Below are 23,154 nucleotides of genomic sequence, written 5' to 3' on the forward strand. Positions count from 1 at the left end.
CGGGCCGCCCTCCCCTCAGCCCGTCGGGTTGTGCCGGATCAGCGACTCGACCAGCCCGGACCGCTGGTTCGGGTAGTCGAGCGGGACGATGCCGAGCCCCGTCCACCCGGCGGTCTCCGCGCGCTCCAGGAAGGAGTGCACCTGCGGGTTGAGGCGGTCGGCGTTCCAGCGGGGCGGCATCAGGGCGGCGGTCGAGACGTAGTTCATGAAGAACTTGCCCGGCTGCTGGGCCGCCCTGCGGAACTGCGCCTCGATCTTCGGGTACTTGGCGAACGGCTCCGCCATGTAGTCGTCCTGGATGTCGAAGAGCGCCTGGTCCCCGTACCGCACCCCGGGCAGCCCTCCGTTGTCCGCGAGCAGCACCACCTTGCCCCGGGCCGCGCCGAGGTCGGGGAGGGTGGCGTCGAGGCGGAACAGCGACCGCCAGCCGCGCACGTCCAGGTAGTCGTCGAAGACCGCCCGGAACGCGGCGTCGCTCGCGGAGGAGTGCTCCTGCTTGACCCGCATCAGCACGGTCTCGGTCGGGCGGGTGGCCAGGAAGTCCCGGCAGGCGATGAGGACGTCGCCGAACATCATGTTCTGGAACGAGGCCCCGTGGTGGATCGCGAACGAGCCGTCGATGAGCCGGCACCGTACGTCGAGGAAGCGGATGCCGCTCGTCAACTGCTGGGCGATCGTGGTGTTCTGGCACTCCGACCAGGGGCCGCCGAACCGGGCGCCCGAGTCGTGCGTGCCGGGGATCGTGAGCCGCCGGAGCGCGGTGCCGTCGGGCAGGGCGGCCATCCAGTCCTGCGTCCCCCGGACCGCCCGGCCGCCCTCCCGCGTGGCGGCGACGGCGGGCGCCGCGCCGACGATCGCGGTGGCGGAGACGGCGAGGGCGCCGGCCAGGAAGCCTCTGCGGGAGGGCCGGGAGAGCCCGGACGGCAGGGAGGTCCGGGAAGGCCGGGAGAGGGGCTCGGGCGTGGGCGCGGGGCGGGGGCCGGTCATACGGGTTGCCTCCAAGGACCGTGGGGGGAGGGGGTGTCTGGCCCCCTGGCCCTTGGATTCTGACGGGCGCACGTCACCTCTGGAAGAGGGCGGCCACCCCCGCCCCCGATCCGGGTCCGGCCCGCGTGCCGATACGCCCCGGTTCGGCCCGCGTGCCGGTACGTCCCGGTTCGGCCCGCGTGCCGGTACGTCCCGGTTCAGCCCGCGTGCCGGTACGTCCCGGTTCAGCCCGCGTGCCGGTACGTCCCGGTTCAGCCCGCGTGCCGGTACGTCCCGGTTCAGCCCGCGTGCTGGTACGTCCCGGTTCAGCCCGCGTGCTGGTACGAGGGGTAGGTGACGTATCCCGTGTCACCCCCCTGGAAGTACGTCGCCTCGTCCTCCGGAGCGATCGGCAGCCCGGCGCGCATCCGCTCGACCAGGTCCGGATTGGCGATGAAGGCCCGGCCGAAGCTGATGAGATCGGCGCCCAGCCCGAGCCAGCGGTCCGCGTCCGCACGCCCCGCGCGCTCGGCCCCCATCGGCAGAACCGGGTTCATGATCAGCGTGCCGGGCCACGCACGGCGCAGGGCGACCAGCACGTCCTCGTCCGCCGTCGCCTCCAGGTGCACGTAGGCCGGCTCCAGCCGCGCCAACTCCCGGAGCAGCAGGGCGTAGAGCTCGGGTACGTCCCGCTCCTCGACGCCCCAGAAGGTCCCGCCGGGCGAGAGCCGGATGCCGGTCCTGGCCGCGCCCACGGCGTCGACGGTCGCCGCCGTCGCGTCCACGGCGAACCGCACCCGGTTGGCGAGGGACCCGCCGTACCGGTCGGTGCGGAGGTTGGCGTTCGAGGAGAGGAACTGGGAGATCAAGTAGCCGTTGGCGCCGTGCAGTTCCACCCCGTCGAACCCGGCGTCGACGGCCCGGCGGGCAGCCGACGCGTAGGACTCGGCGTGCTCGGGCACCTCGGCCGTCTCCAGCGCGCGCGGCACCGGCACGGGCTGCGGGCCCGTCGGGGTGAACACCTCGCCGACCGCGGCGACGGCGGAGGGCCCGACCGGCCGCAGCCCGGTGGTGTCCGGGTGCGAGACCCGGCCGCCGTGCATGATCTGGGCGAAGATCCGGCCGCCGTTGGCGTGCACCGCGCCGGTCACCTGCCGCCACGAGGCGACCTGTGCGTCGGTGTGCAGTCCCGGCGTACCAGGATTGGACTGCCCGACCAGGCTCGGCTGCACGCCCTCGCTCACGATGAGCCCGGCTGAGGCCCGCTGGGCGTAGTAGGTGGCCATCGACGGTGTCGCCAGCCCTCCGGAGGCCGCCCGGACGCGGGACATCGGCGCCATCACCACCCGGTTGGGCAGCCGCAGATCACCGAGGCGGTAACGGTCGAAAAGGTTCTGGCTCACAGCACGATCCCCTGACTCCATCAGCTCCGCAGCACCCGTGAACCGGGCACGGCGCTACGCTAAAACCTGACATCAATGTGAGGGGCAAGCCCGTGCGGCGACCCTCTCGGCGGGGGGCGGAGGGGCCACACCATGCGCATCGGAGAACTCGCGGCCGTCACGGGGGCCAGCGTCCGGTCCCTGCGCTACTACGAGGAGCAGCGCCTCCTGACGAGCCGCCGCAGCCCGAGCGGCCAGCGGCACTACACGCACGCCGAGGTCGAGCGGGTCCGCTTCATCCAGCGGCTCTACGCCGCCGGCCTGTCCAGCCGCACCATCACGGAGCTGCTGCCCTGCGTCGAGGCCCCCAGCGAGGAGACCTCCGACGCGGCGATGGAGCGGATGGAGCAGGAGCGGGAGCGGCTCTCCGCGCACATCGACGACCTCTGCTCCACCCGGGACGCCCTGGACGCCCTGATGGCCGTCAACCGGGCCCACCGCGGCACCCTGCGCCCGGGGGAGCGAAGTGTCCGCGACAAAGACGGAGCGGGTCTCCTTTCTTAACGGAGAACAGCGGAAGAATATATTCAGCGCGACCTTTTCCGGAATTCCCGAGTCGCCCTGAAAACCTTTGCCGGGGATCCCGAAATGCCCTTAACCTGAGGCCACTTCGGGGTTCCGGACGTGCGAGCGAGCGACGACCGGACCCTTTCTCTCCACCCTCCGGGCATTTCGTTACCCGGAATGCCCGGCCATGAAAAGCGAGGAAGACCTGTGCGACGCATGACCTCCGCCCTCCTTTCCCTGAGCGCCCTGCTGACCGCCTCCGTCCTGGCCGCCCCGGCGGCCGGAGCGGCCCCGCAAGACGCCCGCCCGGCCGGCGTCCCCGCAGGCTGGGAGCGGGTGGCCGGAGACGACCTGACGCACGTCACCGGCGCGTCCGGCAGACCGCAGTCCCTGTCCCCCTCCGGCAGAAGCGCCGCCGCCCCGGCCGACGAGACCGGCCCCGTGGCCATCAAGTCGGTGCGCAACGGAAAGTTCACGGCCACCGAGGTGAATTACCCCGCGCCCAACACCGGTGCGCTGCGCGCCCGTTCCGCCCAGGTCGGCGGCGCGTGGGAGAGCTTCGCGTTCGAGTGGGACGAGGCCAGTGGGACCTACGCCATCAAGTCCCTCGCGAACAACCGCTACGTGGCGGTCGAAAAGAACTTCACCGGCCAGGCCCAGAACACCCTGCGGGCCCGTTCGACGAGCGCGGGCGGCTGGGAGCGGTTCGAGGTCTACCACAACGAGGACCTGAACCTCTACGCGCTCCGCTCCACCCTGAACAACCTCTTCGTCGCGATGGAGAACAGCTACACGGGTTCGCTCCAGTACACGCTGCGCGCCCGCTCCGCCGACGTCACCGGCTCCTGGGAGCAGTTCGACCTGTACAACATCGTCGGCTGATCCCGCCCGCCCGCGCCCCGGCCTCCCTCCGCACCCGGACGGAGGCCGGGGCGCGGCGCGCGCCCGACCCGCCGCACCCGCCACCGAGGTCTGCCGCCCAGCCCGCCGACCCGAGGCCTGCCGCCCAGCCGGCGCCGCCGCGAAGTCTGCCGCTCAGCCGGCCGCCGCGAGCACGGAGAGCCCCGGCCCGTCCAGCTCGTCGAGGGCCACCCGCCGCCCGGACACCGCCAGGAGCAGGGACAGCGCGGGACCCGTCACCGCCGGCCCCTCCCCGATCGACAGGTCGGCGTCGGTCGCCGTCAGCCGTACGGACGCCACCGCCTCCTTCGCCCCGCCGAAGGACGCCGGTGTACGCGCCTGAAGGCGGAGCGCACGCACCACGGCCTCCTGCGGGTAGGAGCGGACCAGGCCCACCGCACGGCGGACGTCCTCGCCATGGACGACCTCCTCGACCAGCCGGGTGTCGAGCGGGGCCGGAGGAGTCGTCGTCCGCGACACCACCCGCCGCAGCCGCTCCAGCGTCTCCTGCGGCGAGGCCCCGCGCTCGCGCTCCACGCCGCGCGCGTTCTGGCGGTCGAAGTCGAACCGCGCCCGCACGAGGCCTGCCACGAAGCCGATCCGCGTCGTACGGGCGGTGTCCACCAGATGCGCCGCCACATCGCGCACGGTCCATCCCTCGCAGAGCGACGGCGCATCCCACTGTCCGGCGTCCAGCCGGGCGAGGTCGTCGGCCAGGGCTGCGCGCTCCGCGTGCACCATCCGCCAGACCTCGCGCTTCGCGTCGCTCTCCACGGCTGCCTCCACTCGAATCCGGTGACCACGTCTGCCGTATGAGACCTCGGGCGCCGCCGAAACTCATCGCGTCCCCGCCCACCGGAAATGGATCAAGAAAGGTGATCTTGTCCAACTGTGTCATGACTTCGTAACAGCGCGCCGACAGCACAACTCCACCGCGTCACGGCCTATCCAACTGGACGTGACCCACGCCACTCCGAGGCACGGGGATCCGGGCGCCGGACCGGGCGTCCCGCCATGACCGTTCGAGAAACCGGGGAACGACATGACCATCATCCGACGTGCATCAGCCATCGGCGCCGCCGTCACCGCCACCGCCTGCGCCGCGATCGCCCTCGCCCCGGCCGCCGCCGCGGCGGAGCCGACGACCCAGCGGGCCGCGGCGGCACCGAAGGCCACGGCGGCGAAGGCCGCGGCAGCGAAGTACAACGGCGCCTGTGGCGGGGGCTACTCCGTGGTGAACTCCGCGCAGATCGGCACCAAGGGCACGGTATTCCTCACCTACAGCTCCGCCACCGGCAAGAACTGCGTGGTGACCGTCCGCACCACCCCCGGGAAGGCCGTGCACATGACGGCCTCGCTCGGGTTCGCCTCTCCCACCACGACGGTCTCGGACACGGGGTACTACACCACGTACGCCGGACCGGTCTATCTCGACGCACGCGGCCTGTGCGTCACGTGGCGGGGCGAGATCTCCGGTGAGGTGGCGGGCAAGAACGGCACCAACTGCGGTTCCCTGGCGGCGAACCGGCACTGAGCCCGCGCTGTACGAAGACGGCCCGGCGCGTGGTGTGCGCACACCACGCGCCGGGCGGTCGGCTTTACTCACGAGTAGTGCCGCCACTTGTTCACGGGTCCGGGTTCCGGCTCACTTTCCGTGGAGGGCCGACCGACCGTAGCGTCACCCCCTCGACCGGCAGTGAGAGGCTGACGTGAGCCAGTACTACACATTGCGTGACCAAACCCTGTGGAACCCGTCCAACGGAGCATCCCGGCTGTTCATGAGCCAGGTCACCGTCTATCAAGCCGAAGTGGGTGTGCCATCCGGCATCGGCCCCATGGAAGCTGACGAGTGTCAGATCGACTCCATCGCATTCGCAGCGTTCGTCGACGCCTTGCTCACCTGGCACGGCGAAACCAGGCACGCCATCATGGCCACCCTGTCCGAAGGGTTCGTCGCCACTGTGCTGGCCTGGGCCGAGAAAGCGAACATCGAGGTGAAATGGGAGGCTGCCGAGCGCGCCGAGCGCTGCTATCTCGAGACGGCTTCGGACCCCCACGCAAAGGAGTGGACAGCCGCACTGCAACAGAAGTCACATGAGCTCATCCGACACATAGCGGCCTGAGGCTCGTCTGCCACCACCTGCGGCAGGCTCGCAAGCGTTGCCCTCACGGTCGATGCCCGCGGCGAGAGTCCGGATGGCCAACTCGATCCTCGGGGGACAACGGTGAACGCGGTCGCTCCTGGGGCCACCAGGACGGCGACCAGCGGAGCCGTCTTCGACGTGCCGGGCCTCACCGAGCAGATATCCGGCACGACAGCGCTCAACCGGCAGATCGTCGACGCGAGCGGCGGCCTGTTCCGCGGCCCACGCTTCTGACCGAAGAGGGCTGAGCGAGGGCGGCGCAGCGTGTCGTTCCTCCCGCCGTTCTCCGACAGCACCGGGGTACGTGCCAGGGCAGCATCGGGGCGCTCCTGGTGAAGGGTCCTGGTCATGCCGCAGATGCCCAAGGTCGAGCTGTACGCGGCGATCCGGCGTGATCACCGTGCCGGCTGAACCCTAGCCAGGTTTGATGGTGGCGAGCTGAGCGAGTAGGAGGACCAGCCGGTAGGCGTCGCCGAAGTCGGCCGCCGTGAAGGTGACCGTCCGGCCGTCCTCACCGCGTGAGACCCCCGGCGCGAGTGTCGCCAGATCGACCATGAACGGCGCGTACAGGTCGACTTCGACGTCGAGCGGTCCGGCGAGGGAAAACGGTGAAACCTGGGCGCGCCGTGTGATGGCTTCGGCGGCAGCACGGCGCAGCCGCTCTCGCGCTTCTTCGGGGTGCAGGGCGATGGCAGCGCCCTGGCCAAGGGCTTGCTTGACCGCAACGGTGACTGCGGACGGGAGCAGATCCCGCAGTTCGGCGCAGGCGCTGTCGTCGCCGCTGAGCAGCACGACAGGTACGTCCAGATGTCCGGCCATGGCGGCGTTGAGGCCGATCTCTCCCATGGAACGTCCGGCCACGCGCACGTCGAGGATGCCGTCGTTCATCGTGTGCGCCAGTACGGCCGGTCCGCCGCCGGAGCGGGCGTGGTAGCCGACGAGCAGGACCGCGTCGGTCTGTTCGTCGAGTCCGCCGAGCATGCCCAGAGGCCGCGGCTTGCCACGGACCAAGTGCGCCCGGCGGTCGAGTTCTTCGGGCAGCAGGTTACGGAACGGGCCGTGTGCGTCGGCGACCAGCACCTCGGCCGTGGGTTCGGCGTCCAGGACACCGGCGATCACAGCGTTCGCCTCGGCTGTCATCAACGCCCGGCCACGCGCGTAGTCGTAGCCATCCGGGTTCGTCTCGGTGGGATGCACGATCCCCGAGATGCCCTCCATGTCGACAGAGATCAATATCTTCATAAGTTTGGGAGCCTACTTGCCCTGCGCACCAGGCCGACATGAATCCCTGCCCCTGCCGGCCGGGCCGCTTCCGTTCGCCCCCCGGGCCCTAAGGGCTGTCCCGCAATTCCCGGTGGATCGGCGCGCGGCGTCAGATGCGGTGCATCGCAAGGCGGAGGGGCGTCCGCATACTGGATGTATGGGGATGTTCCGACAACGCGGCGAGGTGCCGTAGCTGTCGTCGCGCGCCCGCCGGGAATTGCGGGACAGCCCTTAGCGTGACGCCCCGCACGGGCAGCACTTCGGGGACAGGACGGACAGCAGGTGCCGGGCCGCCACAGGAAACGCGAGGTACGGGCGCACGGTCCACTCCGTCCACCGGTCGCCGTGCCCGAGCGAGAACCCGCAGGTACGCCCCCGGTGCAGCGCGGCGATCGTGCGCACGCGGCCTCCGCCGTCGATCCGCTCCAGCGCCTCACGCCGCGCGTCGGGGGCCATGGTCTCCGCGAGAGCCCGCGCTTCCACCCGGAACCGGCGGAGCGCTTCGGCAGCCGTGGGTACGGAGTATCGCACGAAGGCGTCGGGAGCGCTGCCGCGCAACAAGGGGTACGTGGACCGCTCGCACCAGTAGGCGTGGCGTTCCGAGCCCTCGGAGTGCGTCGGGTCGGGATCGGGGTCGCACATGACGGAGCCTCCTGATGTGACGCCAGGAACGCCCCCCGCCCACAGCCGGCGTGACGAGCTGCGGCAAGGGGGCGCCCCGGTTCAACACTCCCCCAACGGGCGCAGGCGGTAGGGGAGTTGGCCACCACTCGGCGCGGTGGCACATCCGGAAGCTAGCGTGTGAAGCGGATGTGTTTCAAGTGTTTGACGCCTAACGGGTGAGGTGCACATCTGTGTGACGGGACAGAAAACGCGGGCGGCCTCCACCTGCGCCGGTGGAGGCCGCCCGCTGCCGGAGCGCAGAAGCTCAGGCCAAATCGTCGAACTCGCCTTCCTTCGCGCCACCCAGGAACGCACGGAGCTTGGCGCGCGTGGTGCGGACGATCACGTCGGGGTTGTCGCTCTCGCGTAGCAGGATCTCACCGCCGTGCTCAGCGAGTTCCAGGCAGTCGGAGCCCTCCGCATTCGAGGACTTCGATGACTTGCGCCACTGAATTTCCAACATTCTCACGCCTTTATACTTGTTTAGCGATTCCACGAATGAAGTCTCGCGAGCTCTCCGGGTCGAGAGATCTCTCCTCGGTTCGGTCCAGCGCGACTCGCCAGTTCTCCAGACTCGTCTCCGAATCCAGGAAACCCGACCCGGTCGAGGTGTCCGTCTGGACGGTGTCGAGCTGCGGAACGACACCGTAGACGTAGTGTGCCGAACTGCTGGCGTACGGGAAACCGCCCGCCGCGAAGGGGATCGCACGGATAACGACGTTCTCCCGATCCGACTGGCGCAGCAGGTGGTCGAGTTGATTGCGGGCGACCGCCGCACCGCCATAGGTCATACGCAGCGCAGCCTCGTGGATCAGGAACGTGCAGGTGGCCAGCTCGTCCCGGTCAAGGACATCACGACGCCTCAGCCGGTGCGACAACTGACGCCTCTGGCGGGCAGGCGTGGGCGGCGGCACGCTCTCCGCGAAGACGGCGCGTGCGTAGTCCTCGGTCTGGAGCAAGCCGGGCATATACATGATCTGGACCGACCTGATGCCGACCGCGTGATACTCCAGCTCCGCCAGGTCAAGGGCATCACTGGTGAGGTGACCTCGATAATCCTCCCACCAGCCGCTTATGCGCTCGGTTGCCATTCCCGCGAGAGCCTCGATATAGGCGCGGTCGGGACACCCGTAGTGGCCGGCCCAGGCACGAACCCGTTCGGCACTGACACCGAACCTCCCGGATTCGATGTTGCTGATGGTGGTGCGATCCGTACCGAGCATCCCCGCCGCACCCGTGAGCGACAGCCCTGTGTGCTCACGAATCCGACGCAGCTCGGTACCCACACGGCGCTGCCGCGCCGTGGGCGCCTTCCTCGATGGCATCGGCCCTCCTCTCGTCGGGTCCCAGTGTGGACCCCCACTCTGTAGGCATCCAATCCGTCGAAGAAGTTACGAGATCGCGTCTAACGCGTTAGACCATGCGCTACGGTTCGTCGCAGCACCGCGCTACACCTCGGTAGTCCCGAAGTGCAGCCGCCCCGCCGCGCGTTGGCACGTGCGGCTCGGCGGCCATCGCCACGGGCCGGGCGCAGCGCACCCGTTCACCGAACCGGACCACAGGGGAGACCGACATGACCGCTGCACCCTCAACTTCCGTACGCGTCAACCCACTCGGCGGCGAGGTCTACCGCCTCACCCTGCCGAACACCGCGAGCGCACCGCGTCTCGCCCGGGACTTCGTCACCTCGCTGCTGAAGGTCAGCCGGCACCTCGGGCTGGTCGACGACGCCCGGATCTGCGTGACCGAGCTGGTCACCAACGCTCACCGCCACACCGGTACACCGTTGATCCGGGTCCACGCGGCCGTCAACCGGAAGCGGGTCACCGTCACCGTCACGGATGAGGGCGGCCCGCTCACCGGCACGCTCGACGCACTGCCGGTGGATCCGGAGGCGGAGGACGGGCGAGGGCTCGCGCTCGTCGAGAGCCTGGCGCTGGCCTGGGGGACGCGAGGCGGGGGTCCACGGCACCCCGGGCGCAAGGTCGTCTGGTTCATGCTCGGGCGGCCGGAGCCGACCTCGTGAGCGTCATCCCGTGGGGCTTCGCCGTGGCAGCCGTCGTTCTCGGCGTGCTCGCGGCCGGGATCGCCCTCGCGCCGGGGCCCACCGTGAGGGAAGCGCCGCGGCGTGGCTCTGCGGTGATGCCGCCGGCCGCGAATTCGTCCCCGGCCACGCGCTGCCCGCCGGGCGGGCCAGCGTGCGCGAACCCTTCGCCGGCTTCGCGCTCGCCTTCGTCACCCGGTTCGGCTCGACGCCGAACTCCCGACCGCTGATCGGAGCAACCGACTCCTGCACGTCATCCCAGCAGCGTGACGGCTTCGCGAACCGTCCCCCGGGACCTGCGTCGGGCAGCGGACTCACGTGACGGCCCTCGTCGTGATCGGTGCACCTTGGCCGGAGCACATGATCGGACGAAGGCCGTCCCGCTGTCCGGCGAACACCCAGGTGAGAGCCGTGGTTCGAGGCGCGTTTCGGCACGGGCCATGAGGAACAGGCCGACCCGGGTGGGAAAGCGCAGACGTCAGGCGACGTCGTTCACCGGGGCACTGCTGCGTCCATGGCGTCGGCCGCTGAGCTCGGCGTCCAGTGTCTGCTGGGCGTCGCGCATGGCCTCGGCGTACACGGGATCCTGCAACCGCTCCCACATCTGACCTTCAGAGAGGTCCTCCACGAGGCTGGTGACCCACCAGATGTTGCCGAAGGGGTCCTTCATGCGTCCTCCTCGCTGTCCGAACGCGTCATCGGCCGGGGAGGTGACAAGCCGGCCGCCGGCTTCGAGGGCCTGCGAGAACGTCTTGTCCACGTCGGCGACGAACGCGTTCAGCAGACTCGGCAGGGCGGGCCAGTCGGCATGCCGGTCGAAGGCCATCAGCACGGTGTCGCCGACCCGGATCTCAGCGTGCCCGATCGAGCCGTCCTCGTTCGCCACCCGCGACAGTTCCTCGCCGCCGAACACCTGGGTGACGAAGTCGAGGAATCCTCCTGTGTCATCGGTGACCACCCAGGGGGCTACGGTCGTGTAGCCCTGCGGGGCGACGTCGGCGTCGGTCTGCTCAGGCATTTCGGTCCCTTCGAAGGCGTCTCTTGCCAGCAACCTAGAGGCCATCTAGGCCAGGGGCGGTCCTCCCATCAACGTCCGCTCAGCCAGGCGGCTCAGGACCGAGCAGGCCGGCGGAGCCATCACCCGACACGACGTGGGCGGAGTCCTCGGCACCGGCGAGGCGCTCATCCCTCCCGCCACCCACCACAGGGCCGGCACCGGGCCCTCGCGCGGCGCCTGAAGCTCCGCCCGCCCGAACCGTCCGCGAGCCGACGAGGTCGGATGCCGCCGCGGAGTACGCGTCGACGCGACCTGGGACCCGCCCCGGGAACCCGGGGCCTGGACCGCTCAGGTGACTCTTGCCTCGACCTCTCCGAACGCCTTCGGTCAAACGACAAGGTGAGGTCGTCGCGCCGAGCGATCAGTCCTCAGGGCTGTCCGGTACGCCTCACGCACGCTCGGCTTGCGGGCCCGTCGCGTACGCCAGTGGCGGTGCGATCGCCTGTACGTCCGCCTGCTCCCCCACCCACAGTCCGATGAACAGCGCCGCGGTCGCCTCCAGCAGCCCGGCGCGTTCCAGCCCGCCCCCGGCCACCGGCTCGCAGCCCACGTCCCGCACCAGTTCGTACACCAGCGTGAGTGCCGCCCCGTCGTCCCCGCAGACCGGAACCGCGAGGGGCCGACCGTCGAAGACCGGCGGTGTCATCCGCCAGACATCCTCGTGGCAGAGGTTGAACGCCTTGACGACCTGCGCACCCGGTGCCGCCGCCGCCAGTCGGTCCGCCGCCGAGGAGCCGCCTTCGGTGAGCAGCCGAAAGCCGGGACCGACCGGATTGGCACAGTCGAGCAGGACCTTCCCGGTCAGCGCCGCCCGGAGTTCGTCGACGACCGCTGCCCCCGCGCCATAGGGCAGCGCGGCCAGGACCACCCCACCGAAGTCCGCCGCCTGCCGCAGGCTCCCGTGGCCCGCGCCGCCCCCGAGGCGCGTCGCGAGCCGCCGCGCCTTCTGCTCGTCCCGGCCTCCGACGAACACCTCGTGCCCGGCCCGCACCCAGTGCGTGGCCAGTGCGTCAGCCATGTTCCCCGTTCCCAGCACACCGATCCTCATCGCTTCGTTCCTCTCTTCCGCCCGTTCCCATCACTTCCGGGCGACACTAGGAAACCGGTCAGGCACCATTCGGTACGTGACGACCGACGCCTACCTCGCCGACTGCCGCGCACGCCTCGCCTTCGACCTTCTCTCCAACACCTGGAACCCCGTGCTGATCTGGGTCCTGCGGAACGGCCCCAGGCGCCCTGGAGAACTCCGCGAGCGCATCGGCGGCATCAGCTCCAAGGTCTTGACCGAGACGCTGCGGCGGCTGGAGTTCAACGGTCTGGTGGAACGACACGCCTATGCCGAAGCTCCGCCCCGTGTCGAGTACGAACTCACCGCTCTGGGACGGACGCTGCTCGGTCCGATCGACGCGTTCGGCGCCTGGGCCTTCGAGCACGGCGATGAGGTCATGGCCGCCCAGGACCGAAACGGCGGGTGAGTTTCGCCTGCGCCCCCGCTCCGGTCCACGTGCGTCGCCTTCATCGCCGAGAGGTCGAGCGCCTCCGGCAGGAGCTGCTCCGACCGGCTCGTGCGCTGCCGCGACCCGGCGCGGACCGGTAGGACCCCGACCGGATCGTTCGTCACCGCGCCCCGGTGAAGCGCGACGTCAACTACCTAAAGAACCGGGAGAAATAACCCCACCCGACCCACCCCCGGCGACCACCTGACGCATCCCAGGGGCCCGTCACCCACACGGGTGAGGTTTTCCAACTCAGCTCGCTTTCGGGCCGGTTGTCCGGCATATGCTCACGCCAGCAACGACACCCCAACGGACATACGTCGGCCCCCGACCGGGACTGCAATCCCAACCGAGGGCCTGACCACCAAGGAAGAAAGCCGCTTCCCCGATGGATACCCAGCAGAATACTGCCCTCAAGCGCGCCCTGGCAGAGGTTCCCGGCCCCCTGCCCACCTCCGGCGTGATCCACATCGTCATCCCCCACACCGACCGCTTCACCGTCGTCGGCAACCACCTCGCCCAGCACCCCGACCTCAGCTGCACCGCCGTCGGCATCGCCGTACGCATCCAGTCACTGCCCCAGGGCGTCGAAGTCAGCATCAAAGCGCTCGCCGCCCACTGCCGGGAAGGCGAGAAACGCATCGCCGCCGCCCTGCGCGAACTGGAAACCCTCGGCTACCTGCAACGCCTCCGGCACCGACTGCCCAACGGCCGGGTCATCACCCGCACGGTCTTCTGCAACCAGCCCACCGCCCTGCTTCACCCCCGCCCGACCGCGAACCCTCTGCCAACCGCCGTAACAGCCACACTCCAGGCAGAGGCAGAGGCAGAGGCAGAGGCACCGGGACCGGCACCGGCACCGGCACCGGCACCGGCCGAAGTGTCCACCTCCGCTCCGGCCCCGGGCCCCGGGCCGCGTATGCCCGCAGCGGACCTGCCCGAGGCGGACCTGCCCGGACCTCCGCCCGTACCGCCGCCGCCCTCCCCCGTAACGCCCCCGCCCCCGCCCCCACTCTTCGTACCGCTGGTCCCGCCCCCGACCGCACCCAAGCCACCGCCCCCGCCTCTCCCCCAGCCGGACGAACCCACCCCGGAACTCGACCGCGCCGCCACCGCACTCCTCAGCGACCTACGCCGCCAGGCACCGGAGTTGACCCTCTCCGAAGCCGACATCCGCCACCTGGCCCCCGGCGTCGCGGCCTGGCTCGAACGGGCCGCCCACCCCGACGCCATCCGCCGCGCCCTCACCACCGACCTGCCCCACCCCCTCAGGCGTCCCGCCCTGCTCCTCAAACACCGGCTCACCGCCCTCCTGCCCCCACCGCTCCCCGGGGCCCAGGACCTCACCGCCCCCACCCGGCCCCGCATCACCATGACGCCCTTCCAGACCTGCGACGCCTGCGACCGCGCCTTCCGCTCCCCCACCCCCGGCCACTGCCGCGACTGCCGCGAACACCGCACGCAGCACACACACCGAAGCGAAGACGCACGAACTGCCGCCGCCTGACGTGGCGAGCGCGGCCGCACGGACAGCACGGCCGCATGGCTTTCGTCACAGCGAAAAGACGGAATCCGAGGGCAACTGCGCGCTTTGGTGACGTCTGTCCGCTCCGGGTGACGCCGCCCCTCCCTCGGGCCCGGAATAATGCCCCGACCCCCCTCACATGATCCCCATACGATCGGCACAGGTCGCCCGCGTGATCGTTCCGCCGTGGCAGCCGCCCCACAACGTTCTCCGCCGTTCGGACCCGACCCAAGGGATCATGTGAAGATTCGCCGCGCTCTCGCCACCGCCGTCGCCGCCGCCGTGACCGCCCCCGTCATGCTGCTCTCCGTCACCCCCGCGTTCGCCGACACGAAGCCGGTGGCGCAGACGGAGAACAAGTCGAGCAAGCCCACCATCAAGGAACTGGAGGCGGCCGCCGCCGAGGCGCAGAAGGCGTACGACCAGGCCGTCCTCGCGAAGGCGGACGCCCTGCTGGTGCTGAAGGAGACGCTCGACGCCCTCGACACCACCCACCCCCTGGCGGTCGCCGCCGCGGCGGCCGAGCAGGCCGCCAAGGACGCCGCCACCGCGAAGACCACCGCCGACCAGGCCGTGACCGCCGCGAAGGCCGCCCTCGAAGCCCTGACCGAGGAAGCCACGGAGAAGGAGAAGGCCGACGCGGAAGCCGCGGTCGCAGCGGCCGAGGCGACCGCGGCGACGGCTGCCACCGCCAAGACCGCCGCCGACACCAAGGCCGCCGAGGCCGATGAGGCACGCGACGACGCCCGCGTCGCGGCGGCCCGCGCCTACGGCGTGTTCGGCAAGGCCGTGGACGACGCGCTCGCCGCGAAGATCGCCGCCGACGCGGCGCTGGCCCAGGCCAAGAAGGAGGCGGAGGAGGAGGAGGAGGGCGAGGACTGCGAGCCCGAGCAGGGCCTCACCGCCGAGGTGACCGGCCTGCCGACCAAGCTCGTCGCCGGGACGACCACCGCCTTCTCCATCCGGGTGACCAACGGCTCCGACCGGCAGATGGACGAGATCGTCGCCTACACCGGAGTCCACGCGACCGACAAGTCCGGTCTCAACGACACGGGCAAGTTCTTCCGCCTCCAGTGGTCCTCCGAGTCGTCCCCGAAGTGGAAGAACGTCGAGCACGACTACATCGACGCCGTCGGCGCGCTGAAGCCCGGTGCCCGGACCGACCTGAAGATGCGTCTCACCCTCGACAAGGCCACCCCGGCCGGCAACGGTGTCGCCTTCATCGCGGCCGACTTCTACAACGAGGACGGCTCCTGCGGCGGGACGCCCGGCGCGGACATGTACGAGTTCGACGTGAAGGCCGCCGGCAGCAAGCCCGGCAAGGCCGAGGACGCCAAGCCCAAGCCCAAGCCCTCCACGACCACGGGGTCCGGCGGCAACGGCTCCGGCCACCAGCCGCAGGGCTCGACGTCGGGCACCCCGGCGAGCAACGGCAGCCTCGCCGCCACGGGTTCGTCCTCCGCCACCACCTCGATCGCCCTCGCGGGCGGCGCGGCCGTGCTGCTCGGCGCGGCGGCGGTGTTCGTCGTCCGTCGCCGGAAGACCGGTTCCGACGCCTGACGGTGACGCACCGTAGGTAAGCGAAGGGGGCGGTGGGCCGATGCGGCCCGCCGCCCCCTTCGCGCTGCGCTCTCAGCCCGTACGGGAGGTCCGGAACCTGCGCCGGTATTCCGTCGGGGTCGCGTTCAGCCGCCGCCGGAAAGCCCGTACCAGGGTGTCCACCGTGCCGAACCCGCAGACGGACGCGATCCGTTCGAGGGTGGCGTCGGAGGACTCCAGTTCGTTGCGCGCCTTCTCCACCCGGACCGACTCGATGTAGGCGTACGGAGTCGTGTTCAGCTCGGTCCTGAAGATCCGGGTGAGGTGGCGGTCGCTGACATGCGCGTACGCCGCGAGGTCGACGACGGTGAGCCGGCTGCCGAGGTTGCGCAGGATGTGGTGGCGCAGGTCCTCGATGCGCCGCGTCGCCGAGATCTGCTCCAGCGGAACGCTGAACTGGCTCTGGCCGCTCGGCCGCTTCAGGTACATCACGAGCTGGCGGGCGACCCGCAGGGCGACGGCCTCACCGAGGTCGTCGGCGACCAGGGCGAGTGACAGGTCGAGACAGGCGCTGATCCCGGCCCCGGTCCAGGTGTCGCCCTCGCGGATGAAGATCGGATCGGCGTCGACCTCGATCTCCGGGTGAGACTCCGCGAGTTGCCGTGCGGTCGACCAGTGGGTGGTGGCGCGCCGGCCGTCGAGCAGCCCGGCGGCGGCCAGCAGATGCGCCCCGACGCAGACGGAGGCGACCCGCCGGCTCCGCCCGGCGAGTTCCTTGACCCGCTCCACCACCACGGGGTCGACGAGCGCGTGCACCCGCCGCTCGCTGTCGACCTCCACCGAGCCGGGCACGATGAGGGTGTCGATGCCCCGCCCGGCGGCCTCCCGGAAGGTGAGGTCCGGGAGGACGCGGACCCCGGCGCCGGTGGTGACGGGGTCCATGGACTCGGCGGCCAGGACGACCTCGTATCCGTCCGCGTCGTCGGCTTCGCGCCGGGCGAGCGAGAACACCTCCGGCGGACCGGTGACGTCGAGCAGGTCGACGCCCTCGAAGAGGACGATGACGACGAGGCGCCCGACCGTGTCCATGCCCTTGCCCTTGCCCTTGCCCTTGCCCTCGCCCATGCCCTTGCCTCCGTGCCCGGCCTCCCTGATCAGCCGTACGTCCCGGGGCGGGCTGCCGTCCCGGAGGCGCATGTCTGTATCTGCATGTTAGACGTCATTGCGGACATCCCTGCCGGACCCTAGCGTCGGAAGCGGCTCGCCACCCGAGCGCATCCCTCCCCGACCTACGACACCCCGAGGCGGTACACCCATGTCCCGAACCACCCTGCGCGAACTCAACGGCTTCGACGCGACCCCGGCCGCGCTCGCCGGCTCCACGCTGATCCTGGTCGACTACCAGAACACCTACACCCGCGGCGTGATGGAACTCGACGGCTGGCAGGACGCGCTGGACGCCGCCGCGCGCCTGCTGGACCGGGCCCGGGAGGCGGGGACCCGGGTCGTCCACGTCATCAACGACGGCGGTGAGGGCACTCCGTACGACATCCGGGCCGAGATCGGGCAGATCCATCCGGCCCTCGCCCCGGTCGACGGCGAGACCGTCGTCGTCAAGAAGGCTCCGGACTCCTTCCACGGCACCGACCTGGGCGCGCACGTCCCGGAGGGCGGGGACGTGATCATCGCGGGGTGGATGACCCATATGTGCGTGGCGTTCACGGCCCAGGGCGCGTTCCTGCGCGGCAACCGCCCGACGGTCGTCGCCGACGCCTGCGCGACCCGGTCCCTGCCGGTCGCCGGGACCGACCTCGACGCCCGCCAGGTGCACCACGCCGCCCTGGCCACCATCGGTGACCTGTACGGGGTGGTCGTCCCGACGGTGGAGTCGCTGCGGTAGCCGGGGAGAGGGCCCGGGGGGAGGAGGCGGGGGGAGAAGGCGGCTCCGGGCCGGGAAATCCCCGCGCGCACGCTCCGTACCGCGTGATACACCTCCCTGCCATGACTGACCTGGTGACGCCATGACCGACCTGGTGACGGAGCGGCTCGTCCTGCACCCGATATCCGTGGCCGAGGCCGAACGGATGGTGGCGGGCGGGCCGGCCGCCGACGCGGCCTGGGAGCCGGGATTCCCGACCGAGGACGATGTGTCCGTGGCCCGGCGCTTTCTGGAGCGCTGCTCGGCCACGGGCGATCCCCGGCCGTTCGGCCCGTACGCGATCCGCCGCCGCTCGGACCACCGGGTGATCGGCGGCGTGGATTTCCACGCCCCTCCGGACGAACACGGCCACGTCACGATCGGCTACGGCGTCGTCCCGTCCGCCCAGGGCAGGGGCTACGCCTCGGAAGCCCTCCGCGCCCTGCTGTCGTTCGCCCGGGCGGGCGGCGTCGTCTCGGTGAAGGGCGACGCCGACCACGACAACGTCGCGTCCCAGCGCGTGATGACGGCGGCGGGAATGCTTCCGGTCGGGGAGGACGAACGCGTGAAGTACTTCGCCGTCACGTGGACCGATACGGCGGAGTGAACCCGGCCCGGCCCGGCCCGGCCCCGAGGCTCAGCCGTTCCGAACCTCCGGCGCTCGGGCGATCCACCGCCCCGCCGCCCCGCCGCCCGCCGCTCCGTTCCGTCGTTCCGTCGTGGCCCGTCAGCCAGTGGTACCGCCGTGGCGCCGCAGCACGTGCACGGCCCGGTCGAAGGCCGAGTCCCTCTTCTTCTCGAACTCCTCCTTCGTGAAGACCGGTTCGGTGAAGTGCGGCGGAATGCCCGTGCCGTCGAAGGTCCTGCCCGAACGGGTCAGGAACTCCTCGTTCGGCAGCCAGGCGGTCATGCCGCCCGGCAGCTTGCGCATCATGACGTCCGAGAAGACCCCCTGGGTGGGCTGCCCGATCCGGACCGTCCTGCCGGGCCGGTCCATGAGGGCCTGGACGAAGGTCTCCCCCGCGCTGAAGGTCGAGCCGCCGGTCAGCACGGCGACCGGCCCGGTGTGACGGGGGCCCTGGGCGGGAGTGACGTGCACGGCCTGGGGACGCGTGTGCGCGGTGGGGTCCGCGGGGTCGTTGCGGGCGCGCTTGGAGTAGGCGACGTAGGGGGAGTCGGTGAGGCGCTCGGAGATGTGGATCCCCAGGGCGTCGGAGCCTCCGCCGTTGATGCGCAGGTCGATGATCAGGCCGTTCGGGCTCCGGGGGCGTTCCCGGCCGAGGGCCGCGTCCAGCGCCCGGTCGAGCTCGGCCAGTTGGGCGGCGTGGGAGGTGTCGGCGCCCGCGTAGCCGCCGAAGCCGGAGATACGCAGATAGCCCTGCCCGCCGGGAAGGTCGGCGTAGGTGATCCGGCCGGCGGCGAAGTCCTGAAGATTCCGGGCCTTCGCCAGGTCGCGCTCCAGGATGAACTTCTTGGTGTCGGCGTCCAGCTTCCCGTTGGGCACGACGGTGCCGGGGCGGGGCTCGGCGAAGATCCGGTCGCCGTCCTGGGCGGCGACATGGGCGTCGTGGAGCGGCTCGACCATCTCGCTGAAGACGGCGAACAACTCGTCCCGGGTCGTCCCGGCGTGCACCGCGGGCCGGTACCGGTCGCGTTGGGCGTGCCAGTCGACTCCCTTGGCGGAGAAGAAGGGGTAGTTCTCCTCGAAGGACTGCCAGAAGACGTCGAAGGCGGCGAGCGGCCCCTCGGGGTCCGTACGCGTGCAGGCGGCTGGCAGCTCCGGGATCCGGCTCAGCTTCCGGTCGCCGACGGAGCCGTCCGCCCGCACGGACGCGCGGTCGCGTCCTCCGCCGACGCGCACGGTGAGGACCGTGCCGTCGGGCAGGGTGTAGGCGCCGGGTCCGGTGCGCTGCGCGGAGTCGCCCTGGATACAGCTGACGGCGGTGGTCTGGTACTCCTGGAAGGTTCCGCCCCGGATGGAGACCACGGTGCCGTAGCCGTCCATGCGCCAGGTTCCGTCGGTGGCCGACCGGTGGGCGGTGGCGGTCGGCTGGTGAGCCGTGGCGGTCGGCTGGTGGGCGGTGGCGGCCGGCGCGGCTCCACCGGCGAGGGCCAGCGCGACAGCGGCGGCCGTGACCATCTGCACGATGTTGCCTTCTCCGTAATCGACTTACTGTGACAGCCCCACGTTCCCCGACAAGGCGCTCTCCCGACCATCCGGCTGTCCGGATGATCGATGCTGGGGCCAGCACCACCCGCTACCGGGGGCACCCCCAGGAAGGCCGACCGGTGTGCCGGACCGCCGGTGGTCGTTCACGGCCGGCCTCATCGCGTACGCGGCCGACGCCCGGCGGCGCGTGACGTCAAGTCATCTCACCAGGCATCCGTCGCGGCGCGTCCCGGTGCGTCCCGGCGCGTCCGGTCACCAGCACCGAGCGCAGATGGGCCCGCAGCGTCCTCCGGACACGTTCGTCGCCGAGTGATCCGTGCGGTGTCACCGCGTCGAGGACGAGACCGCCCAGGATCGCGATGAGCCGCTCCGCCTCCTCGGCGGGCTCGGGCACCGCGAAAAGGGGCGGCGGGCCCACAGGCCCACCGCCCCATCGCCCACCGGGAGTTACTGGATGACCGTGATCCGGTCCGTCGCCGGCGGGGCCAGCGGGGCGGTGGCCGTGGAGTGGGCGGCCAGGTAGGCGTTGAACAGGTCCAGGTCGGAGGCGCCGACCAGCTTGTTCGTGCCCTGGCCGAGGGCCGCGAAGCCGTCGCCGCCGCCCGCGAGGAACTCGTTCATCGCGACGCGGTAGCTCTTGGCCGGGTCGATCGCCGCACCGTTCAGCTTGATGGTGTCGGTGACCACGCGGGCCGCGCCCGTCTTCGTCAGGTCCAGGGTGTACGTCAGGCCCCTGGAGACCTGGAGGATCTTCGGGCTCGCCTCGTTCGCGCCGCTGACCTGCTGCTGGAGCGCGGTGACCAACTGCGCGCCGGTCAGGTCGACGACGTTCATCATGTTGGTGAACGGCTGCACGGTGAACGCCTCGCCGTAGGTGACGACCCCGTCGCCCTCACCGCCGGACGCCTTGTGGACCAGGTCCGCGCGGATGCCGCCCGGGTTCATGAACGCCACCTCCGCGCCGCCCTTGTCGGCGGGGGCGAGACCTTCGAGCTGGGCGTCGGCGATGACGTTGCCGAGCGGCTTCTCGGGGGCCGTGGAGCCGCGGCCGTTGATGTCGGCGCTGATCCAGCCCTGCGGCTTGCCCGCGATGGGCGCCGCGAGGGTGTTCCAGCGGGTGATCAGGTCCGTCATGTCCTTGGCCCTGCGGTCCGGGTGACGGGTGACGATGTGGTTCGCCGACTTCACCGACGTACGGACGATGTCCTTGGTGCGGCGGTCGTACGTGAGCGTGGTGTCCGTGTACAGCTTGCCGAACGACGAGGCCGAGGTGACCATGCGCGGCTTGCCCGCCGGGTCCGGGACGGTGCACACGTACGCCTGGTGGGTGTGGCCCGTGACCAGGGCGTCCACCTTCGGCGTGATGCCCTTCGCGATGTCGACGATCGGGCCGGAGATGCCGTCGCCCGCGCCGGGGCTGTCGCAGTCGTAGTTGTACGAGGTGGAGGCCGGGGCCCCGCCCTCGTGGATCAGCGCGACGATGGACTTGACGCCCTTGCGGTCCAGCTCGCGGGCGTACTTGTTGATCGTCTCGACCTCGTCGTGGAACTTGAGGCCCTTGACGCCGTTGGCCGTGACGATGTCCGGGGTGCCCTCCAGCGTCACGCCGATGAAGCCGATCTTGACGCCGTTCTTCTTCCAGACGGTGTACGGCTTCAGCAGCGGCCTGCCGGTCTTCTCCTTGGTCACGTTGGCCGCGAGGTAGGGGAAGTCCGCTCCCTTGAACTTCTTGCCCTTCTCGTAGCAGCCCTCGACCGGGTGACAGCCGCCGTTCTGGAGGCGGGCCAGCTCGGCCGCGCCCTCGTCGAACTCGTGGTTGCCCACCGCCGAGACGTCCAGGTCGAGGCCGTTCAGCGCCTCGATCGTCGGCTCGTCGTGGAAGAGGCCCGACAGCAGCGGGCTCGCGCCGACCATGTCGCCGCCGGCCGCCGTGACGGAGTACGGGTTGCCCTTGCGCGCGGTGCGCAGCGAGGTCGCCAGATACTCGACGCCTCCGGCCGGGATCGCCTTCACCGTGCCGTCGGGCTGCGTCTCGGAGACGTTGCCGGCGGAACCGGCCGGCGGCTCCAGGTTGCCGTGCAGGTCGTTGAACGACAGCAACTGCACGTCGACGGTACGGGGCTTGTGCCCATGGCCGTGCCCGTGCCCGTCGCCCCGGTCCTGGGCGCCGGCCGGCATCGCGGCGACGAGCGCGCCCATGGTGGCCAGACCGGCCGCGGCGGCGAGCACCCGCCGCGTCGCGCGGTTCTTCTGCGGAGTCGCTGACATCGGTCCCCTTGTGTGTCAGTGCTGTCGGTGGTGTCGGTGATGGCAGTCGTGTCGCTGGCGTCACGTCTGGAATCCTGCGTGCCGCAGCCTAGAGTCAACGCGCGTAGCGCAACAGGTGTTCGGGGTTACGGACTGGTTGCCATCCGGCCAAATGGCTCGTCAGGAACGCTCCCGCAAGCTCCCATATCACCCGTATAACTCACACATCAGGGCAGAACCCTCACGGCGCGCATCACCGCCACCCCGCACCACCGCCACCCCGCCGCGCCCCCGCCCGGCGCGCCCGTCGCCGTACGCTCGGAGGCATGACGACTGACGCACCCCTCCCCGCTCCCGGACGCGAGGTCCACACCCTCGACGCACTCGACTCCGCGCAGGCCGACGCCGTCCTCGCGCTGCTCGCCGAGGCCGCCCGGTCGGACGGCCGGCAGGCGGTCTCCGAGCAGGGCAGGCTCCGGATCCGGGGCGGACACCGCGACGGCGTACGGCACTTCCTCCTCACCGTCGACGGCACGCTCGCCGGGTACGCCCAGCTGGAGGACACCGACCCGGTCGAGGCCCCGGCCGCCGAGCTGGTCGTGCACCCCGACCGGCGCGGCCACGGGCACGGCCGGGCGCTCGGCGCGGCCCTCCTCGCCGCGACCGGCAAGCGGCTGCGGGTCTGGGCGCACGGCGGCAGCTCCGCCGCCCGCCACCTGGCCCAGGTCCTCGGCCTCTCCCTCTTCCGCGAGCTGCGCCAGCTCCGGCGGAGCCTGGTCCCGCTCGACCTCGCGGAGCCGGTACTGCCCGAGGGCGTCACCGTACGGACCTTCGAGCCGGGCCGTGACGACGCCGCCTGGCTCGCGGTGAACCGGGCCGCGTTCGCCCACCACCCCGAGCAGGGGTCCCTGACCCAGCAGGACCTGGACGACCGCAAGGCGGAGCCCTGGTTCGACCCGAAGGGCTTCTTCCTGGCCGAGCGGGACGGGGAGCTCGTCGGCTTCCACTGGACGAAGGTGCACGCGGAGGAGGGGCTCGGCGAGGTGTACGTGGTCGGCGTCCTGCCCGAGGCCCAGGGCGGCGGCCTCGGCAAGGCGCTGACCTCGATCGGGCTGCACCACCTGGCCGCCGAGGCGCTGCCCACCGCGATGCTCTACGTGGACGCGGACAACACGGCGGCCGTGACGGTGTACGAACGCATCGGCTTCACCACGCACGAGGTGGACCTGATGTACCGCACGGAGTCCTGATACCCGCGTCCTGACACTCCACC

At 71.0% G+C, this 23,154-nt stretch carries 25 protein-coding genes; 12 read left to right on the plus strand and 13 right to left on the minus strand.

Annotated elements, in window-relative coordinates:
* Positions 1-15: 15 nt before the first annotated feature.
* Both OG245_RS17130 and OG245_RS17135 read right to left on the minus strand, forming a co-directional pair.
* The gene (locus OG245_RS17130; RefSeq protein ID WP_371624392.1) at positions 16-987 is read right to left on the minus strand and encodes a phosphatidylinositol-specific phospholipase C domain-containing protein; all 972 of its coding nucleotides are present in this window, start codon (positions 985-987) and stop codon (positions 16-18) included.
* A gap of 305 nt (positions 988-1,292) precedes the next feature.
* Positions 1,293-2,369 (minus strand): alkene reductase, encoded by a 1,077-nt coding sequence (locus OG245_RS17135; protein ID WP_371624393.1) that lies wholly within the window; start codon positions 2,367-2,369, stop codon positions 1,293-1,295.
* A gap of 132 nt (positions 2,370-2,501) precedes the next feature.
* On the opposite strand from OG245_RS17135, the gene OG245_RS17140 reads away from it, so the two are divergent.
* Both OG245_RS17140 and OG245_RS17145 read left to right on the plus strand, forming a co-directional pair.
* Positions 2,502-2,912 (plus strand): MerR family transcriptional regulator, encoded by a 411-nt coding sequence (locus OG245_RS17140; protein WP_371624394.1) that lies wholly within the window; start codon positions 2,502-2,504, stop codon positions 2,910-2,912.
* Between the two features lie 219 nt (positions 2,913-3,131).
* Complete coding sequence (locus OG245_RS17145) at positions 3,132-3,797, plus strand: hypothetical protein (RefSeq protein WP_371624395.1); 666 nt, start codon at positions 3,132-3,134, stop codon at positions 3,795-3,797.
* 153 nt (positions 3,798-3,950) lie between these two features.
* Here OG245_RS17145 and OG245_RS17150 read toward each other — a convergent pair whose 3' ends face one another.
* Entirely contained in the window at positions 3,951-4,589 is a 639-nt protein-coding gene (locus tag OG245_RS17150) for a maleylpyruvate isomerase family mycothiol-dependent enzyme (RefSeq protein WP_371624396.1), read from the minus strand.
* A gap of 268 nt (positions 4,590-4,857) precedes the next feature.
* Here OG245_RS17150 and OG245_RS17155 point away from each other — a divergent pair, with 268 nt between their 5' ends.
* From OG245_RS17155 to OG245_RS17165, 3 genes are all read left to right on the plus strand, one after another.
* Positions 4,858-5,349: a spore-associated protein A gene (locus OG245_RS17155; RefSeq protein ID WP_371624397.1), complete on the plus strand. Its 492-nt coding sequence runs from the start codon at positions 4,858-4,860 to the stop codon at positions 5,347-5,349.
* A gap of 175 nt (positions 5,350-5,524) precedes the next feature.
* Entirely contained in the window at positions 5,525-5,938 is a 414-nt protein-coding gene (locus OG245_RS17160; RefSeq protein ID WP_371624398.1) for a DUF6086 family protein, read from the plus strand.
* A 102-nt stretch (positions 5,939-6,040) separates the two neighbouring features.
* The gene (locus OG245_RS17165) at positions 6,041-6,193 is read left to right on the plus strand and encodes a hypothetical protein (RefSeq protein WP_371624399.1); all 153 of its coding nucleotides are present in this window, start codon (positions 6,041-6,043) and stop codon (positions 6,191-6,193) included.
* Positions 6,194-6,373: 180 nt separating this feature from the next.
* On the opposite strand, the gene OG245_RS17170 is transcribed toward OG245_RS17165, so the two are convergent.
* The 4 genes from OG245_RS17170 to OG245_RS17185 form a co-directional block, all read right to left on the minus strand.
* Complete coding sequence (locus tag OG245_RS17170) at positions 6,374-7,201, minus strand: M55 family metallopeptidase (protein ID WP_371624400.1); 828 nt, start codon at positions 7,199-7,201, stop codon at positions 6,374-6,376.
* A 252-nt stretch (positions 7,202-7,453) separates the two neighbouring features.
* On the minus strand, positions 7,454-7,864 hold the full coding sequence (locus tag OG245_RS17175; protein ID WP_371624401.1) for a hypothetical protein: 411 nt from the start codon (positions 7,862-7,864) through the stop codon (positions 7,454-7,456).
* Positions 7,865-8,150: 286 nt separating this feature from the next.
* Positions 8,151-8,348: a DUF397 domain-containing protein gene (locus OG245_RS17180; RefSeq protein WP_030590605.1), complete on the minus strand. Its 198-nt coding sequence runs from the start codon at positions 8,346-8,348 to the stop codon at positions 8,151-8,153.
* A 10-nt stretch (positions 8,349-8,358) separates the two neighbouring features.
* The gene (locus tag OG245_RS17185; protein ID WP_371624402.1) at positions 8,359-9,210 is read right to left on the minus strand and encodes a Scr1 family TA system antitoxin-like transcriptional regulator; all 852 of its coding nucleotides are present in this window, start codon (positions 9,208-9,210) and stop codon (positions 8,359-8,361) included.
* A 248-nt stretch (positions 9,211-9,458) separates the two neighbouring features.
* On the opposite strand from OG245_RS17185, the gene OG245_RS17190 reads away from it, so the two are divergent.
* Positions 9,459-9,911, plus strand: a complete 453-nt coding sequence (locus tag OG245_RS17190) for an ATP-binding protein (protein ID WP_371624403.1) — start codon at positions 9,459-9,461, stop codon at positions 9,909-9,911.
* Positions 9,912-10,407: 496 nt separating this feature from the next.
* Here OG245_RS17190 and OG245_RS17195 read toward each other — a convergent pair whose 3' ends face one another.
* Together OG245_RS17195 and OG245_RS17200 are read right to left on the minus strand one after the other, a co-directional pair.
* A complete protein-coding gene (locus tag OG245_RS17195; protein ID WP_371624404.1) occupies positions 10,408-10,947 on the minus strand; it encodes a VOC family protein in 540 nt (179 codons plus the stop codon).
* Between the two features lie 427 nt (positions 10,948-11,374).
* Positions 11,375-12,034, minus strand: a complete 660-nt coding sequence (locus OG245_RS17200) for an NADPH-dependent F420 reductase (RefSeq protein WP_371624405.1) — start codon at positions 12,032-12,034, stop codon at positions 11,375-11,377.
* 76 nt (positions 12,035-12,110) lie between these two features.
* Between OG245_RS17200 and OG245_RS17205 the strand changes: the two genes are divergently transcribed.
* The 3 genes from OG245_RS17205 (at position 12,111) to OG245_RS17215 (ending at position 15,567) form a co-directional block, all read left to right on the plus strand.
* Positions 12,111-12,461, plus strand: coding sequence for a winged helix-turn-helix transcriptional regulator (locus tag OG245_RS17205; protein ID WP_371624406.1), 351 nt, complete (start codon positions 12,111-12,113; stop codon positions 12,459-12,461).
* A 409-nt stretch (positions 12,462-12,870) separates the two neighbouring features.
* A complete protein-coding gene (locus tag OG245_RS17210; RefSeq protein WP_371624407.1) occupies positions 12,871-13,989 on the plus strand; it encodes a hypothetical protein in 1,119 nt (372 codons plus the stop codon).
* 258 nt (positions 13,990-14,247) lie between these two features.
* On the plus strand, positions 14,248-15,567 hold the full coding sequence (locus OG245_RS17215) for an LAETG motif-containing sortase-dependent surface protein (protein ID WP_371624408.1): 1,320 nt from the start codon (positions 14,248-14,250) through the stop codon (positions 15,565-15,567).
* Between the two features lie 72 nt (positions 15,568-15,639).
* On the opposite strand, the gene OG245_RS17220 is transcribed toward OG245_RS17215, so the two are convergent.
* On the minus strand, positions 15,640-16,635 hold the full coding sequence (locus OG245_RS17220; protein WP_371627907.1) for a GlxA family transcriptional regulator: 996 nt from the start codon (positions 16,633-16,635) through the stop codon (positions 15,640-15,642).
* 226 nt (positions 16,636-16,861) lie between these two features.
* Here OG245_RS17220 and OG245_RS17225 point away from each other — a divergent pair, with 226 nt between their 5' ends.
* Together OG245_RS17225 and OG245_RS17230 are read left to right on the plus strand one after the other, a co-directional pair.
* Positions 16,862-17,446, plus strand: coding sequence for a cysteine hydrolase family protein (locus tag OG245_RS17225; protein WP_371624409.1), 585 nt, complete (start codon positions 16,862-16,864; stop codon positions 17,444-17,446).
* A gap of 121 nt (positions 17,447-17,567) precedes the next feature.
* Positions 17,568-18,071 (plus strand): GNAT family N-acetyltransferase, encoded by a 504-nt coding sequence (locus OG245_RS17230; RefSeq protein WP_371624410.1) that lies wholly within the window; start codon positions 17,568-17,570, stop codon positions 18,069-18,071.
* A 120-nt stretch (positions 18,072-18,191) separates the two neighbouring features.
* Here OG245_RS17230 and OG245_RS17235 read toward each other — a convergent pair whose 3' ends face one another.
* The 3 genes from OG245_RS17235 to OG245_RS17245 form a co-directional block, all read right to left on the minus strand.
* The gene (locus OG245_RS17235) at positions 18,192-19,610 is read right to left on the minus strand and encodes a S41 family peptidase (protein ID WP_371624411.1); all 1,419 of its coding nucleotides are present in this window, start codon (positions 19,608-19,610) and stop codon (positions 18,192-18,194) included.
* A 217-nt stretch (positions 19,611-19,827) separates the two neighbouring features.
* The gene (locus OG245_RS17240; protein ID WP_371624412.1) at positions 19,828-20,028 is read right to left on the minus strand and encodes a TetR family transcriptional regulator C-terminal domain-containing protein; all 201 of its coding nucleotides are present in this window, start codon (positions 20,026-20,028) and stop codon (positions 19,828-19,830) included.
* A 53-nt stretch (positions 20,029-20,081) separates the two neighbouring features.
* Positions 20,082-21,902 (minus strand): bifunctional UDP-sugar hydrolase/5'-nucleotidase, encoded by a 1,821-nt coding sequence (locus OG245_RS17245; RefSeq protein WP_371624413.1) that lies wholly within the window; start codon positions 21,900-21,902, stop codon positions 20,082-20,084.
* Positions 21,903-22,207: 305 nt separating this feature from the next.
* On the opposite strand from OG245_RS17245, the gene mshD reads away from it, so the two are divergent.
* Positions 22,208-23,131 carry a mycothiol synthase gene (gene mshD / locus OG245_RS17250; protein WP_371624414.1) on the plus strand — a complete coding sequence of 308 codons (924 nt, stop codon included), beginning with the start codon at positions 22,208-22,210 and terminating at the stop codon, positions 23,129-23,131.
* Positions 23,132-23,154 lie beyond the last annotated feature (23 nt).

The sequence above is a fragment of the Streptomyces sp. NBC_01116 genome (assembly GCF_041435495.1).
GTDB lineage: Bacteria > Actinomycetota > Actinomycetes > Streptomycetales > Streptomycetaceae > Streptomyces.